General features: G+C 62.5%; 10 protein-coding genes. 8 read left to right on the top strand and 2 right to left on the bottom strand.

Annotated elements, in window-relative coordinates; translation table 11 throughout:
* Positions 1 to 28: 28 nt before the first annotated feature.
* The gene (locus WFP36_RS12795; protein ID WP_336980904.1) at positions 29 to 541 is read right to left on the bottom strand and encodes a MarR family winged helix-turn-helix transcriptional regulator; all 513 of its coding nucleotides are present in this window, start codon (positions 539 to 541) and stop codon (positions 29 to 31) included.
* Positions 542 to 856: 315 nt separating this feature from the next.
* On the opposite strand from WFP36_RS12795, the gene WFP36_RS12790 reads away from it, so the two are divergent.
* From WFP36_RS12790 to WFP36_RS12755, 8 genes are all read left to right on the top strand, one after another.
* Complete coding sequence (locus tag WFP36_RS12790; protein WP_336980903.1) at positions 857 to 3985, top strand: TonB-dependent receptor plug domain-containing protein; 3129 nt, start codon at positions 857 to 859, stop codon at positions 3983 to 3985.
* 190 nt (positions 3986 to 4175) lie between these two features.
* Positions 4176 to 6284 (top strand): PQQ-dependent dehydrogenase, methanol/ethanol family, encoded by a 2109-nt coding sequence (locus WFP36_RS12785; RefSeq protein ID WP_336980902.1) that lies wholly within the window; start codon positions 4176 to 4178, stop codon positions 6282 to 6284.
* A gap of 149 nt (positions 6285 to 6433) precedes the next feature.
* On the top strand, positions 6434 to 7327 hold the full coding sequence (locus WFP36_RS12780; RefSeq protein WP_336980901.1) for a TauD/TfdA dioxygenase family protein: 894 nt from the start codon (positions 6434 to 6436) through the stop codon (positions 7325 to 7327).
* A gap of 307 nt (positions 7328 to 7634) precedes the next feature.
* Entirely contained in the window at positions 7635 to 9929 is a 2295-nt protein-coding gene (locus tag WFP36_RS12775) for a TonB-dependent receptor (protein WP_336980900.1), read from the top strand.
* A 109-nt stretch (positions 9930 to 10038) separates the two neighbouring features.
* On the top strand, positions 10039 to 10887 hold the full coding sequence (sseA, locus tag WFP36_RS12770) for a 3-mercaptopyruvate sulfurtransferase (RefSeq protein WP_336980899.1): 849 nt from the start codon (positions 10039 to 10041) through the stop codon (positions 10885 to 10887).
* A gap of 89 nt (positions 10888 to 10976) precedes the next feature.
* Complete coding sequence (locus WFP36_RS12765) at positions 10977 to 11750, top strand: glutathione S-transferase family protein (RefSeq protein WP_336980898.1); 774 nt, start codon at positions 10977 to 10979, stop codon at positions 11748 to 11750.
* Positions 11751 to 11826: 76 nt separating this feature from the next.
* The gene (locus WFP36_RS12760) at positions 11827 to 12693 is read left to right on the top strand and encodes an MBL fold metallo-hydrolase (protein ID WP_336980897.1); all 867 of its coding nucleotides are present in this window, start codon (positions 11827 to 11829) and stop codon (positions 12691 to 12693) included.
* Between the two features lie 40 nt (positions 12694 to 12733).
* Positions 12734 to 13513 carry a sulfite exporter TauE/SafE family protein gene (locus WFP36_RS12755; protein ID WP_336980896.1) on the top strand — a complete coding sequence of 260 codons (780 nt, stop codon included), beginning with the start codon at positions 12734 to 12736 and terminating at the stop codon, positions 13511 to 13513.
* 4 nt (positions 13514 to 13517) lie between these two features.
* Here the strand turns inward: WFP36_RS12755 and WFP36_RS12750 are convergent, their stop codons facing one another.
* Entirely contained in the window at positions 13518 to 15278 is a 1761-nt protein-coding gene (locus tag WFP36_RS12750; protein ID WP_336980895.1) for a pyrroloquinoline quinone-dependent dehydrogenase, read from the bottom strand.
* Positions 15279 to 15287: the final 9 nt, after the last annotated feature.

Below are 15287 nucleotides of genomic sequence, written 5' to 3'. Positions count from 1 at the left end.
GTGGGGGCCGGTCATAAATGGCTGGCCGTCACCGTATCGCCGCTTCGAAGACCTTCTGAAGCATGGCGGTGCACTGGGTAAGTTCCTCGTCCGAAAGGCTGGAGAGGAGGGTTGCCCTTTCGCGGTCGAGCGTGGGCTGGATGTGGGCCACCACATCGTCTCCCGCAGGAGTCAGGCGCAGGAGTTTCGAGCGCTTGTCAGCCGGATTATCCTCGCGCTTAATGAGCCCGTCCCTTTCCATGCCCTCGACCACCCGCACCAGCGTGGGCCACTGGACGCGCGCGCGATGTGCAATGTCGGACATGGTTGCGGGCTGTTCGGCAAAGGCGATGGCGAACAGCACCTGCCAGCGAGCCCGGCTTTGCCCGGTTTCCTGACGCAGCAGATTGTCGATCCGATACATCCAGCTGCGCGCGGCGAGTACGAGCAGGCGGGAGGTGCGAAACTCCTGATCGAGGCGTGAGCCACCCGGATAATACTGGTTGTAGTGGTCGCTCCAGGCGTCAAAATCATCCAGCTTGCCTGCGTCGTTTTCGGTCATTGTCAACTACCTCTTGCGCTACGACGCCCCCGCAGCGCCCCTGTTCATTCCAACCCCCGGACTTTGGCTACGCCAGCGGACGCTTTACCGCAAACGACCAATTTGATGTTGAACTATCTACCACGATAGATAGATTGTTAAGGCCGAAAAGCGGCACTGCGCACAACAAGTGCGACTCACGGCAGGGAATCTTCTGCGAGAGATTCCACCGAAGAGTTGAGTGGGGAGAAGGTTATGACGGGCACTACAGCAAAGTTGCGTCTGGCGTTCGTGTGTTCAACAGCGATTGCTGCCGTGGCGACAGCGCCATCTGCAATGGCTCAATCTGCATCCGGCGATGAGGCTGAGCCGGAAGCTCAGGAAATTGTCGTCACCGGTTCGCGCATCGTTCGGCGCGACTATGAAGCGAATAGTCCGATCGTGTCGGTCGGCGAAGATTTGCTCAAGGCGACGGGCACTGCCGCAATCGAAACCAGCCTGAACAAGCTTCCGGCCTTCACTCCGGTGCAGACGCCTTCACTGGGCGGCGACATCCAGCCTACCGCAACCAACACCCCCGGCGCGGCGACGGTCTCGCTGCGCGGCCTGGGCACCAACCGTAACCTCGTGCTGGTTGACGGGCGGCGCGCGACGCCGGCCAACGCGCTTGGCGTGGTCGATATCAATACCATCCCCGCCGCTGCGATTGACCGCGTGGAAATCATCACCGGCGGCGCATCGGCTACCTATGGCGCGGACGCCGTAGGCGGCGTCGTCAACTTCATCCTGAAGAAGAACTTCGAGGGTCTGAATCTGGATGGGCAGATCGGCACGACCGAGCGCGGCGACGGTACGGAATATTCCATCAGCGGCATCATGGGCGCGAATTTCGCCGATGGGCGGGGTAATGTGACCTTCGGCCTGTCGATGAACGATCGTCGTTCGGCCGCCCAGGCGGAGCGCGAATGGTTCCAGGAAGTCTGGTCGGACCCGCGCTTCACCGGCACGGAATTCTTCCCGGATTTCTCGGGCTTCCAGCCTTATGGCGGGATCAATCCCACTCAGGCATCCTATGATGCGGTCTTCGGTGCCGGGGCGGTGGCTGCCGGCTCCCGTCTGTATTTCAATGAAGACGGCACGGCGTTCACGGGCTTCTTCCAGAGCCCTCCGGGCGGTGTTTCGCGCTTCAAGGGCGATACGTCCGGTCCGAAGTGGAAGAAGCAGGCGGACGGAACGCTCGGCCAGAACTTCCTCGACGGTTATGTCCAGCTGCCGCTGTCGCGCTACAATATCTATGCGCGCGGCAATTACGAGATCAACGACTGGATCGGCGTATTCGGGCAGGGCACCTTTACCCATGTCACGACCAACACCGTGCAGCAGCCTTCGCCTTCGGTGAACGGCTGGTCGGGCTTCGTGCCGGCGACGAGCGAGGTACCGGCGGAATTGCGCTCGATCCTGGATAGCCGCGTGATTCCGGTCGGCACGTCGGATGCGATCCGCAATCTGATGCATTGCGATCCTCTGGCGGTTGCCGGTGCGGCGGGTTCCGGCGCAAGCTGCGACTGGCAGCTGACCTATTATCTCAATTACGCCAATCGCGAATCCAAGACCGAAGTGATGACCTACAACCTTGTCGCAGGGTTCGAGGGCACCGTTCCGGGTAGCGACTGGACCTGGGAACTCTACGCGTCTCGCGGCCAATCGCAGACCACCTCGCTGATTACCGGTACGGCTTCGCTCGAGCGCTTCCGCGCAGTGATCGGATCGCCGAACTGGGGGGCGGGCTTCAAGGCAACGGGTAACTCCGCATTCGGCGGCTTCGGTGCCTCCACGGCGACCTGCACCAGCGGGTTCGATCCGTTCGATGTCGATCAGGTGATCTCGCAGGACTGCATCGAGGCCATTTCCGCCAATCTGCAGAACAAGGCGACGATGGAGCAGACGGTCTTCGAATTCAACGCGCAGGGCGGGTTGTTCGAACTGCCGGCAGGGCAATTGCGTGCGGCCATCGGTGCCAGCCACCGCGAGAACAGCTATGATTTCATCAATGACACGCTGACCACGCAGGGCCGTTCGTTCAATGACCAGGCGATCGGCATTTATCCGAGCGGCAATTCCTCGGGTGAGATCAAGGTCGATGAAATCTACGGCGAGCTTCTGATTCCGGTGCTGGCCGACGTGCCGGGCATCAAGAAGTTCGAACTCAATCTTGGCGCCCGCTCGTCGGACTACAACACCACCGGCAACAGCTTCACCTGGAAGGCGATGGCCGATTGGGAAGTGACCGACTGGCTGCGCCTGCGCGGTGGCTTCAACAAGGCGGTTCGTGCACCGAATATCGCCGAACTCTATCTGGCCCCGCAGCAGACCTTCACGGCGGCCGGTGGCGGTGACGTCTGCCGCCGCAACAATACTCTGGGCTGGTCGGCCAACCCGGCGAAGAACGCCAATGCCGCCAATGTCGAAGCGGTCTGCCGCATCCTGATGGACAAGTCGATCGCAGGGACGGCGGATACGTTCTATTCCAACCCGCAGTTCTACAATGCCCTGGGCCCGGCATTCGCGTTCCCCACACTGGTCGGCAACCCCGACGTGAAGCCGGAATCCGCCAAGACCTGGACGATGGGTGCGGTGATCAGTTCGCCGTTCGAGACGCCGATGCTCGATCGTCTGCGGCTGTCGGTCGACTATTACAACATCGCCGTCGACGATGCGATCGGGCCGCTTACGCTGGATACGGCGCAGCGTTTCTGCTTCGATCCCACCTTCAATCCCGCGGTTTCGAGCAACCCCACCACGGCAGCGGCTTCGCCCTTCTGTCAGGCGGTGGGCCGCGTCGCGGGTGACGGTGCGCTGGGCAATGTTCAGGTCACCTATCTGAACAATGGCCGCTTCCGCACGGAAGGCATCGATGTCCAGCTCGACTGGTCCTTCCCGGTCGGGCCGGGCACCTTCAGCCTCAATACGGTGTTCAACTACCTGCTCACCCTCAAGTCGGCGGCACTTCCCGCCAGCGCGGGTGCAGCTGGCCAGCTTGTCGAATATGCCGGCACGCTCGGCCCGGCAGGCAGCAACGCCATTGCTGAAAACGGCCTCAATCCCGGCACGTTCCGCTGGAAGATGCTGAACAACTTCACCTATTCCATCGGCAAGGCCACTCTCGGCCTGCAATGGCAGCACCTGCCGGCAGCAAAGTCGATCGCCTATACGTCAGATCCGAACACGCCCTTCGTCGGAAGCCCGGCCTATGACCTGTTCAATCTGAACGGTACCTATGCGGTGACCGACAATGTGACGCTTCGCTTCGGTGTCGACAATCTGTTCGACAAGGCACCGCCGCTTACCGAATATAATGCTTCGGCGACCGGCCTTGCCAACACCATCGGCGGCTTCCCGATCAACGCCTATTTCTTCGATCAGATCGGGCGTCGTTTCTATGCCGGGTTCAACGCCAAGTTCTGACCTGGCGTTACCCATGGATGTGGGGCTCCTCAGCAAATCCTCCCGGAGCCCCACACCCTATCCTGTTCTTCCACAAGGCAGCGCACCCGACGATGGGCAATCGCGAGTGGCCGGATCGGACGCGCGGTAGCGCAACTCGTTCCCAGCACGCAAAGCGGGTGCTGCCTTCAATCAGCGCGGAGTAAAGCCGGTGTTCTACAGGGCAGTCATGCTGGCCGCAGCACTTCTTCTGACAGGATGCGAGAAACCGCAGGCCGGGAATGTCACCGAAGCGCGTCTGCTTGCCGCGGAAGACGATCCCGATAACTGGCTGTCCTATGGCCGCACCTATGCCGAACAGCGCTATAGCCCGCTGGAGGATGTGAACGACAGCAATGTCGGCAAGCTCAGCCTTGCCTGGGCCGTGGAATTCGACACCAATCGCGGGCAGGAAGCCACGCCTATCGTGGTCGATGGGATCATGTATCTCTCCACCGCCTGGTCCAAGGTCATGGCCGTGGATGCCAGCACCGGGGAGGTGTTGTGGCGTTACGATCCCAAGGTGGATGGCCAGAAGGGCGCTCATGCCTGCTGCGACGTGGTCAATCGCGGCGTTGCGGTGTGGGAGGGCAAGGTCTTCGTAGGCACGATCGACGGAAGACTGATCGCGCTGGATGCCGGAACCGGCAAGGAAGTGTGGTCCACTGTCACGGTCGACCAGAAGAAGCCTTATACCATCACCATGGCCCCGCGCGTCGTGCGCGGGAAGGTCATCATCGGCAATTCCGGCGCCGAACTGGGCGTGCGCGGCTATGTCAGTGCCTATGACGCCAATAGCGGCAAGCTGGTGTGGCGCTTCTACACCGTGCCCGGCAATCCGGCCGACGGGCCGGACGGGGCCGCATCGGACGAAGCCTTCGCCAAGTTCGCGGGCAAGACCTGGAACGGCAAATGGTGGGAAATGGGCGGCGGCGGCACCGTGTGGGATTCGGTGGTCTATGACGCCGATTTCAACCAGCTGATCGTCGGTGTGGGCAATGGCTCGCCCTGGAACCACCGCGCACGCTCGGCGGGCAAGGGGGACAATCTGTTCCTCTCCTCGATCCTCGCGCTCGATCCCGACACCGGCAAATACAAGTGGCACTATCAGGTGAACCCGGGCGAGACCTGGGACTTCACGGCCACGCAGCAGATCACGCTGGCTGACCTGACCATCGACGGCAAGCCGCGCAAGGTGCTCATGCAGGCGCCGAAGAACGGGTTCTTCTATGTGATCGACCGCAGCAACGGGAAGCTGATCAGCGCCGAAAACTTCGTGCCGCAGAACTGGGCCGAGAAGATCGATCTCGTCACCGGGCGCCCGGTCGAACGGCCGGAGGCCCGCTTCGCCGACAAGCCCTATCTCGTCTATCCCGCCGGTATCGGGGCACATGCCTGGCACCCGATGAGCTATTCGCCCAAGACGGGGCTGGTCTATATCCCGGCCATGCATGTGCCGCTCTCCTATGGCGACGACGTGAATTACACCCGCCATATCGGGCGCTGGAATACCGGCGTCACTTTCCTCGATCCGCCCGAAGGCACTGTGCCGGGTGCAACTCCGGCCGAACGACGTGCGGCATTGGCCAAGATGAACCGTGGGATGCTGGTCGCATGGGATCCCGTCGCGCAAAAGGCGCGCTGGCAAGTCGACATGCCCTGGCCGTGGAATGGGGGAACGCTGGCAACCGGCGGCAACCTCGTTTTCCAGGGCGATCCCTATGGTATCTTCCGCGCCCGCGCTGCCGATACGGGCAAGGAATTGTGGAAGTTCGACGCCCAGCGCGGGATCATGGCAGGGCCCGTCACCTTCCGGGCAAAGGGCGTGCAATATGTCGCCGTGCTGGCCGGCTATGGTGGTTCCATGGGCATGGCCACGGCCAGCGACTGGATGCGCCGCCCGCCCGCGAATGGCGTGCTGCTGGCCTTCCGTATCGACGGGAAGGGGACTCTGGCCAAGCTGCCGGCGATCCCGCAACTGCCCTACGCGCAAAGCGACGAGACATTTACTGCGGCGCAATATGCCGAAGGGGAGAAGCAGTATTTCGCCTTCTGCTCGATCTGTCACACCGGCCCGGTCAATCCGAACCTGTTCAAGAGCCAGTTGGCGACGAACCGCGATGCCTGGAGGTCCGTCGTGATCGAAGGGGCGTTGAAGGATAACGGCATGATCAGCTTCGCGCCGTGGATCGATGCGGATCAGGCAGAGGCAATCCGCGCCTATGTGCTGAAATCGGCCAGGGAGCAGGAGCTTACCCAGCAGAAAGGCCCGCGCCCGTGATGCGTCTGTAACCGCCAGGCACGGGTCGCAAGGCGGGTTCGGACCGTGTGCGAGGTCATTATGCATGAGATCGATTTGACTGTTCGGGCTGGCGCGATTGCCGCCTGATACCCCCCTTCATACGATCCCTGAAAAATGGGAGACGACATATGAAGGTAACCCCCTTGCACCCGCTGTTCGCGGCGGAACTGACCGGAGCGGACCTGTCCCGGGCGCCCGATCAGGCGCTGGTCGATCTGGTCGAAGATGCGATGGCCGAATATGCCGTGCTGGTCGTCCGCGGCCAGGCCCACATCAGCGACGAGGATCACGTCCGCTTCAGCCGGGCATTTGGCCCGCTCGAACTGCCCCATGGCACAAGGACGAGCGGCGTAGTCGCGCCTAAGCGCATCGGCGCGGAACTCTACGATGCTTCCAATCTCGGGCTGGATGGCGAGATCATGGCGTCCAACCCGCGTTTTGCGGCAATGAGCAAAGGCAACGAACTGTTCCATATCGACGGTTCGTTTCATGCGCTGCCCACCAAATGGTCGCTGTTGCTGGGCCATGAAGTCGCGGGCGAGGGCGGGCAGACGGAATTCGTCGATACGCGCGCTGTCTATGACGCTCTGCCCGAAGAGACGAAGCAGCGCATCGAAGGCCAGGTGGCCGAGCACAATGTCTGGATTTCGCGCAAGCGGATCGGGTTCGACAGCAACCTGTCGCTGAAGGATCTCTATCCCGCCGTGCACAACGCGGTGGTGCAGACTTCCGCCTCGGGCCGCAAATGCCTCTGCATCGGATCGCATGCCGATTACATCCTCGGCATGGACGAGGACGAGGGGCGGGCTCTGCTGGAATCCCTCGTGGAATTCGCCTCGCAGCCGCGCTTCATCTACAGCCACGATTGGGTGAAGGGCGATCTGCTGATCTGGGACAATCGCTGCACTCTGCATCGCGCCAGGCCTTACGATTACACGAGCGTGCGCCGCGATCTGCGTCGCGCGACGATCAGCGAATATGGGCCGGAAATCTCCGCAATCGAGGCTGCGGCGGCTGCCTGAGGCCGCACAAAACCGGGCGAATGTGCCGGGCACGCGCGCGTGTGGCCTGTCCGGATGGTTAGCAAGCTGCACTATGCATGGTCTGAATAACGGTTATCGCGGCGCCCTTATGGCGACCTTGGGACCGTAGTGTTAGCCGGGTTTCTACCGGACCACCGGATCTGACTCAAAGCCATTTCGGCTTGTCGGCGCCAGGTGAGTTCGAGCGAGCGATCGCCGATAGAGCGGCGCCGATTTCATGGGAACATTTGGGAGGATTCTGATGGGCTTTAGGACCATTCTGTCTTGCACTGCGTCCGTAGCGGCTTTGGGCGGCGCTTTCGCCGCGAGCCCGGTTGCCGCGCAAGAGGCCGCCAATAGCGAGCTTGCGGCGGACAATAGCGGCGAAATCAGGGAAATTCTGGTTACTGCACGTTTTCGCGAGGAAAACCTGCAGACCGTGCCGATCGCCATCACCGCAGTGTCGGGCGACGAACTGGCGGCCCGCGATGCGCGGGACGTGACGGCGCTGTCGAACACAACGCCGAACATCTATCTGCGTGAAGGCAGTGCCGCCTACGGCAAGTCGCTGCAGTCCACTATCCGCGGCATCGGCGAAGCGGATTATCAGTTCACTATCGAGCCCGCGATCGGCATCTATGTGGACGATGTCTATCACGGCACCGTGTTCGGCGGCGTTCTCGGCCTGCTCGATCTCGAGCGTGCGGAAGTGCTGCGCGGTCCGCAGGGGACCCTGTTCGGCAAGAACTCGCTGGGCGGTGCGGTTCGCCTCGTCTCCAAGCAGGCAAGCGGCAGCAATACCGGCTATTTCGAGGCGAGCACGGGCAGCTACAACCGTCTCGACGTGCGCGGCGCCTATGATGCGTCGCTGATCGAAGACCGTCTGTTCCTGCGCGTCTCGGGCGCTTCGCTCAGCCGTGACGGCTATATGAAGATCCTGGACTTCGCCTGCGTCAACCCGACGCAGATCGGCAATGGAACCGCCCCTCTTTCCGGCCTGCTCGAACAGCGCACCACGGATGACAGCTGCGAAGTCGGCGAATTGGGCGATGTGAATACCAAGGCGGCCCGCGCATCGCTCCGCGCAGTGATCTCCGACGATCTCGAAGTGACGATCACCGGGGACTATACGCGCGATCACACGTCCCAGAGCGCCTACAAGCTGCTGTCGATCAGTTCCACGCTGACTTCGTACAACAACAACATCGCGATCCCGCAATACGGCATCCCCTATGACAGCCGCTTCATCACGGATTCCCCCTATACCACCTACGCCGGGTATCAGCGTGGGCGGAACGGGCTGACCACACCGAATGAGAGCAATCTCGACCAATGGGGCGTGAGCGCCAAGGTCGACTGGACGCTGGCCGACAATATCGGCTTCACCTCGATCACGGCATGGCGCAATTACGACGGCTTCTTCGGCCGCGACGGCGATGGTTCGCCCATGGATGTGGGCGGCAGCGTCGAAAACCTGCGCCACCGCCAGTTCAGCCAGGAAGCGCGCCTTTCCGGCACGCTGTTCGATGACCGGTTCGACTGGACCGTGGGTGGCTATTACTACACCGCCACCGGCAATTACGACAGCTGGGTCTACTTCGCGACGCTGAACCTGACGCAGGAAACCTATGACGTCGCCGAAAGCACCAATTACTCCGCCTTCGCGCATGTCGGCTACAAGCTGACCGACAAGCTCAAGCTGAGCGGCGGCGTGCGCTACAGCGACGAGAGCAAGGGCTATGTGTTCGATCGCGTCTATTACGAGACCGGCCTGCGGCCCTTTGCCCTGACTACGGCGGATGTCGGCTATGACCGGGTCGATTACCGCGCGGGCCTGGATTACCAGCTCAGTGACGATATCTTCCTCTACGGTTCGGTTTCCAGCGGCTTCCGCTCGGGCGGCTTCAATCCGCGTCCGCTGAACGCCAACCAGATCACGGCGGTTCTTCCCGAAACGGTCACGTCCTACGAAGTGGGCGCCAAGCTCGATCTGCTCGACCGCCGCCTGCAGACCAATATCGCAGTGTTCCAGACCGACTTCACCAATCGTCAGGTCACTGCGGTCGTCCCGGATCTCAGCGGAACGCCCAACTCCCTGCGTACCAATGCGGGTAGTGCGCGGATCAGGGGTGTGGAAGCCGAAGTCACCGCGCGTCCCGTGGATGGGCTGACCCTCACCGGCATGATCGGCTATAATGACTTCGACTATATCGATCTGGGCGCAGCCGCGAATGTGGCGAATGGCCCGTGCATGAGCTGCAAGCCGGTCGGCGCGCCTGAACTCAATTACAGCCTGGGGGCGCAGTACGATGCGGACCTAGGTTCGGCGGGCGAACTGACCCTGCGGACGGACTGGAACTGGCGCAGCCGGATCTATTACGATCTGCCCAATACCTACAGCCAGTCGCAGAAGCCCTACGGCCTGCTCGATGCCCGCGTAAGCTGGCGTCCGAACGACAGCGGCTTCTCGTTGGCGGCTTCGGTCAGCAACATCACCAATACCTTCTACTACACCGGCATTGGCCCGGCATCGACTGCCGGTATCCACGCAACTCCTTCCCGGCCTCGTGAATGGTCACTCACCGCACGCTACGAGTTCTGAGGAAGGTACCCGCTGTCTTCCCGCGTCGCACCAACCCTTCCCCGGCGCGGGGAGACAGCATCGGGCCTGCAGGAATGCAGGCTGCATCAACGCGTTAAGGCCTGAGCTTATGGACAGTCTTGTTTCCACCCAGTGGCTTTCGAACGAATTGGGCGCGGCCGATCTGTGCATTGTCGATGCGACGAGGCATCATTTCGAGCCGCAGCGGGATTCCGCGGCCGAATATGCGGCGGGCCATATACCGGGCGCGGTGTTTCTCGATCTGGTCGCGCTGGTCGATGCGTCTTCCCCCATCGACAACACCATGCCTGCCGCCAGCCAGTTCGAAAGCCGGATGCGGGAATTGGGCATCGACCGGGATCAGCGGATCGTGATCTATGATGACAGCGTGGTGAAGACCGCCACCCGGGCCTGGTTCATGTTTCGGATGTATGGGCTGGAAAATGTCGCTGTGCTGGATGGCGGCCTCGGCAAGTGGAAGGCCGAAGGGCGTCCGCTCGCCAGTGGGATCGAAATCCGGCCGGCCAGCAATTTCACTGCTTCCTTCGATCCGGCACGTCTCAAGACCAGGGACGATGTGCTGGCCAATATCGAGAGCAAGGTGGCCGAACATGTCGACGGACGCGGTGCTGCCCATTTCACCGGCTCTGATGACGATCCCAACCCCAAGGTTGCGGCAGGCCATATTCCCGGCTCGTTGAATGTGCCCTTCTGGGACCTGTTCGAGGCGGACGGCACCTACAAGGACAAGGACAGCCTGCGCGCGATCTTCGAGCAGGGCGGGGTCGATCTGTCCCGTCCGGTGACGACAAGCTGCGGCGGCGGCGTGGTCGCCTGTGCGCTCGCTCTGGCGATGTATCAGTTCGGCAAGGATGACGTCGCGCTCTACGACGGAAGCTGGACCGAATGGGGCGCCGATCCGTCGCTGCCCAAGGAGCGCGGCCCGGCGCGGCCCTGACACTGCGAAATCATCCAACGGCCGGGAGCCGCCATCTTTCGAAGGACGGCGCTGGCCCGTGGCCGAGGCCCTTACAACAGGATTGCACCATGAACGCGACCAACCCGATCCACGTCTATGACCTGAACCTCGTGACCGGCTGCACGATCAGCCCGTTCTGCTGGCAGGCGAAATACGCCATCGCGCATAAGGGCCTGCCGATGAAGCCGGTAGAGGGCGGGTTCACGTCGCTTTCCGCTCGCACGGGCGGCCGTACGGATTATCACCCCGGCATCAGCGATGGTGACGAATGGGTGTTCGAAAGCCTGCGTTGCGGCGAATTCGTCGTCGCCGATTATCTTGACCGGGCCTATCCGGACCATCCGAAGCTGTTCAAGAACCCCGATCATCGCAACTTCGTGCGCTTCCTCGACAATTGGCTCTGGGCGACTGCGATCAAGCCGTGGTTCCGCTGCTATATCCTCGATTATCACGACCTCTCCGTCCCCGAGGATCGCCCCTATGTGCGCGAAAGCCGCGAGCGGGACTTCCTGGGCGGGCAGACGCTGGAAGAGGTTCAGGCGGGTCGCGAAGATCGGCTGCCGCTGGTTCCGCCCACGCTGGAACCGCTGCGCGAAGTGCTGCGCGAAATTCCCTGGTTGGGCGGCGATGCACCGGACTTTGCCGATTATGCCGCGCTTTCCGTATTCCTCTGGGCGTCTTCCGTTGCGCGCACTCCGCCGCTGACCGAGGACGATCCGCTGCGCGACTGGTATGAGCGCGGTTGCGATCTGTTTGGCGGTATCGGCCGCCATCCGGGGCTTAACCCGCTGTTCGGGCTCAAGCTGCGGGAAGGCGATCCGGCGCCTTTCGTGAAGCTCTGATCGTATCGGCCGGGGGCAGGGCTGCCCCCGGTTCTTCCATCTTGAAAGGGCAGGCTGCATGGAGGGTGCGACAGGCATGTGCGGACCGCAGATTGCCGCGTTCTTTCACGAGCCGACCTTTACTGTCAGCTACGTCGTCCACGATCCGGACACGCTTCAGGCAGCGATCGTCGACAGCGTGCTCGATTTCGATCACGCATCCGGCAGGACCTCCACGGATCACGCTGACCGGATACTGGGCCATGTGGAAGCATTGGCACTGGATGTGGCGTGGCATCTGGAAACCCATGTCCATGCCGATCATCTCTCTGCAGCTCCCTACCTGAAGGGCAAGCTGGGAGGGGAGCTGGCCATCGGCAGGCCGATTGTGGAAGTGCAGCAGCTCTTCGGGCCGATGTTCAACCACGGCGACGGCGTCGCTCGTGACGGTTCCGAATTCGACCGGCTGCTGGAAGACGGTGACAGGCTCGACCTCGGGCAGCTTGGCATCGAGGTTCTGCATGTGCCGGGGCACACGCCAGCGGATCTGGCGTTCGTGGTCGGGGATGCGGCTTTTGTCGGCGATACGCTGTTCATGCCGGACTATGGAACGGCGCGGGCGGATTTCCCCGGCGGCGATGCGCGCATGCTCTATCGGTCGATCCGCAGGCTCCTCTCTCTGCCGGGCAGGACGCGCCTGTTCCTGTGCCATGACTACAAGGCGCCGGGCCGCGATGAATATCGTTGGGAAACCACCGTTGGGGAACAACGGGCGACCAATATCCATGTTCGCGATGGCGTGGACGAGGACAGCTTCGTTGCCATGCGCGAGGCCCGCGACGCTTCGCTCGCAATGCCGCGCCTCATCCTGCCTTCGATCCAGGTGAACATGCGGGCGGGCCATCTGCCCGATCCCGAGGAGAACGGCGTCCGCTATCTCAAGCTGCCGTTGAACCTGTTGTGATGGCGCTGCGCCGTGCCTGCCCGAAGCGGTCAGAGGCGGCGTGACGCTTGAGCCTGCCCAATATCTGCTCGGTGCCGTCTCGGGCGGGCTTGTGGGCGGAATGCTTGGATTGGTGGGTGGCGGCGGCTCGATCCTCGCGGTGCCGCTGATGATCTATCTGGTGGGTGTTGGGGACACTCATCTGGCGATTGGCACCAGTGCCGTTGCCGTGGCGGCCAATGCCGCAGCCAGCCTTGCCTCCCATGCGCGTTCCGGAAATGTGAAATGGCGTTGCGGCGGGCTGTTCGCGCTTGCCGGTACGCTGGGGGCACTGGCCGGATCGTCGCTGGGCAAGGCGATGGACGGGGGCAAGCTGCTGCTGCTTTTCGCGCTGATGATGATCCCCGTGGGCGTGGTGATGTTCCTGAAGCGCGGGCGGGAAGGCGATCCGGCCGCGGAATGCACTCGCGAAAAACTGCCTCGCCTGCTGGGCATGGGGGCTGGCGCAGGCCTGTTCTCCGGCTTCTTCGGTATTGGCGGCGGCTTCCTGATCGTCCCCGCCCTGGTGGCGTCAACAGGCATGCCGACTCTGCTTGCCGTGGGCACATCGCTGGTGGCGGTGACGGCCTTCGCCCTCACTGTAGCGGTGAGCTATGCCCTGTCCGGCCTGCTGGACTGGCCACTGGCGGCGACTTTCATCGCGGGCGGTCTTGCGGGAAGCATGGCTGGAACGGCGCTATCCTGCCGTCTGGGCCGGGGCAGGAAGCAGCTATCGACTGTCTTCGCGGCAGTGGTCCTCTGCGTGGCAGCCTATATGATCTGGCACGCCCTGAGGGGCTGAGCCCCTATTGCCGCGGCAGCTTGAAGACGAAGATCGAATTGCCGGTTCCGGACGGCAGGGGCATTTCCGGGAAGGCCGATGCAATCGAACCGGCGGAAGCGCTGTAGCCGGTGGGGATCACCAGATATTGCTCGCCGTCCAGTTCATAGGTCATGGGCGATCCACCGATGGGTGCGTTGAGGCGCTGCTGCCATAGCACTTCGCCGGTCTTCTGGTCCCACGCCTTGGCATAGCGTCCGGCATCGCCGCCGATCACCAGCCCGCCGCCCGTGGTCAGGAGCGATGAGGTGGGGATCGCCCGCTGGCGAACCTTCCACCCGGCATTCTCGTCCTTGCGGGTGCCGATCTTGATCGCTTCCACCAGCCCGGCGTCCGAAATGCCTTCCGGCAGGACGCGTGGGCCGAACTTCATCGAGCCGACCGTTCCGCCCGCCGTGAACTTCGTCTGCGTGGCAGAGACGGCGTTGCAGGCTTCCGTCAGCGGAACATAGAACTGCCCGGTCTGCGGGCTGTAAGCGCCGGCCTGCCACAGTTTCCCGCCCGAGATGGAGGAACAGATCGTCACTTCCTGGCCCAGTGCCTTGAGGATCAGCTCCTCATTGACATGCACCGTGCCGTCCGGATCGATCTTGGTGACCGAGTTCTGGAAGACGGTGTCCTTCGACCAGAGATATTTGCCGCTGTCGCGGTCCAGCGCGAAGAAGATGCCGTTCTTGCCCGCCACGGAGATCAGCAGGTGCCGGGTCTTGCCCTTGTCCTGAATGTCCACCAGCACCCGCTCGAACGGGCTGTCGAGGTCCCAATTGTCGCGCGGCAGATGCTGGTAATACCATTTGATCTTGCCGGTCTCGGTATCGATGGCCAGCGTCGAATTGGTGTAGAGCACATCTCCGTCGCCGGATCCGCGGATCAGTTCGGCGTAAGGGCCGGGGCCGCCCGTGCCCCAGAAGGTCAGCTTCGTGCGCGGATCGTATGACCCCGTGGCCCAGGGGGTGCCGCCCCAGCGATTGCCCGGAGGTACTTCGCCCCAGCTCTCGCCGACCTTGGGGTTCGCCGGATCGTCGAGCGTGTTGACGCGCCACAATTCCTTCAGTGTCCGGAAATCGTGGGCCATGATGTAGCACCCGCCCGCCGTTCCGGGGATCGAGCAACCGGAGATGGCCGAGATGATCTTGCCTTCGACGACCAGCGGGCCCACCGTGTAGCTGTAGCCCTTATTGGTATCGAGCACCTGAGTTTCGCGCAGGACCTTGCCGCTCTTCGCGTCAAGCACCACGATGCGGGCATCGACAGTGGTGAGCACCACGGCATCTTCATACAGCGCGATGGAGTTCTTCTGGCGCCGCGCCTGATAGGGTTGATAGGCCCATTCTGCCGGGATCTTTGCCAGGGCAGGGCGGTATTCCCAGATGAGGTCGCCGGTCCGCGCATCCAGCGCCTGGACGATGTTGTTGTTGGTCTGCAGGAACAGGATGCCGTCATGCATCAGCGGGGCGGTTTCCTGCATGCCGACATCCGCCATGGGCCATGCCCAGGCCAGTTGCAGCTTGCCCACCGTCTGCGCGTCTATCCGGTCCAGCGGGCTATAGCCCTGATTGTCCAGCGTCCGGCGCCAGGAAGGCCACTCCCCGGCCGGAGGATTGGCGATCAATTCGTCGGTGACAGGTGCGTAATCGCGCTCCTCACCTTGCGCGCTTGCCGGGATGCCTGAAATCGAGAGGCAGATGGCAAGAAGCGGCAAGGCTCTGCGGAATGGCTGGGGCATCCTGTTCTC

It is taken from the genome of Fulverythrobacter fulvus, assembly GCF_037154085.1.
Lineage (GTDB): Bacteria > Pseudomonadota > Alphaproteobacteria > Sphingomonadales > Sphingomonadaceae > Andeanibacterium > Andeanibacterium fulvum.
This window is presented reverse-complemented; position numbering and strand designations above follow the sequence as displayed.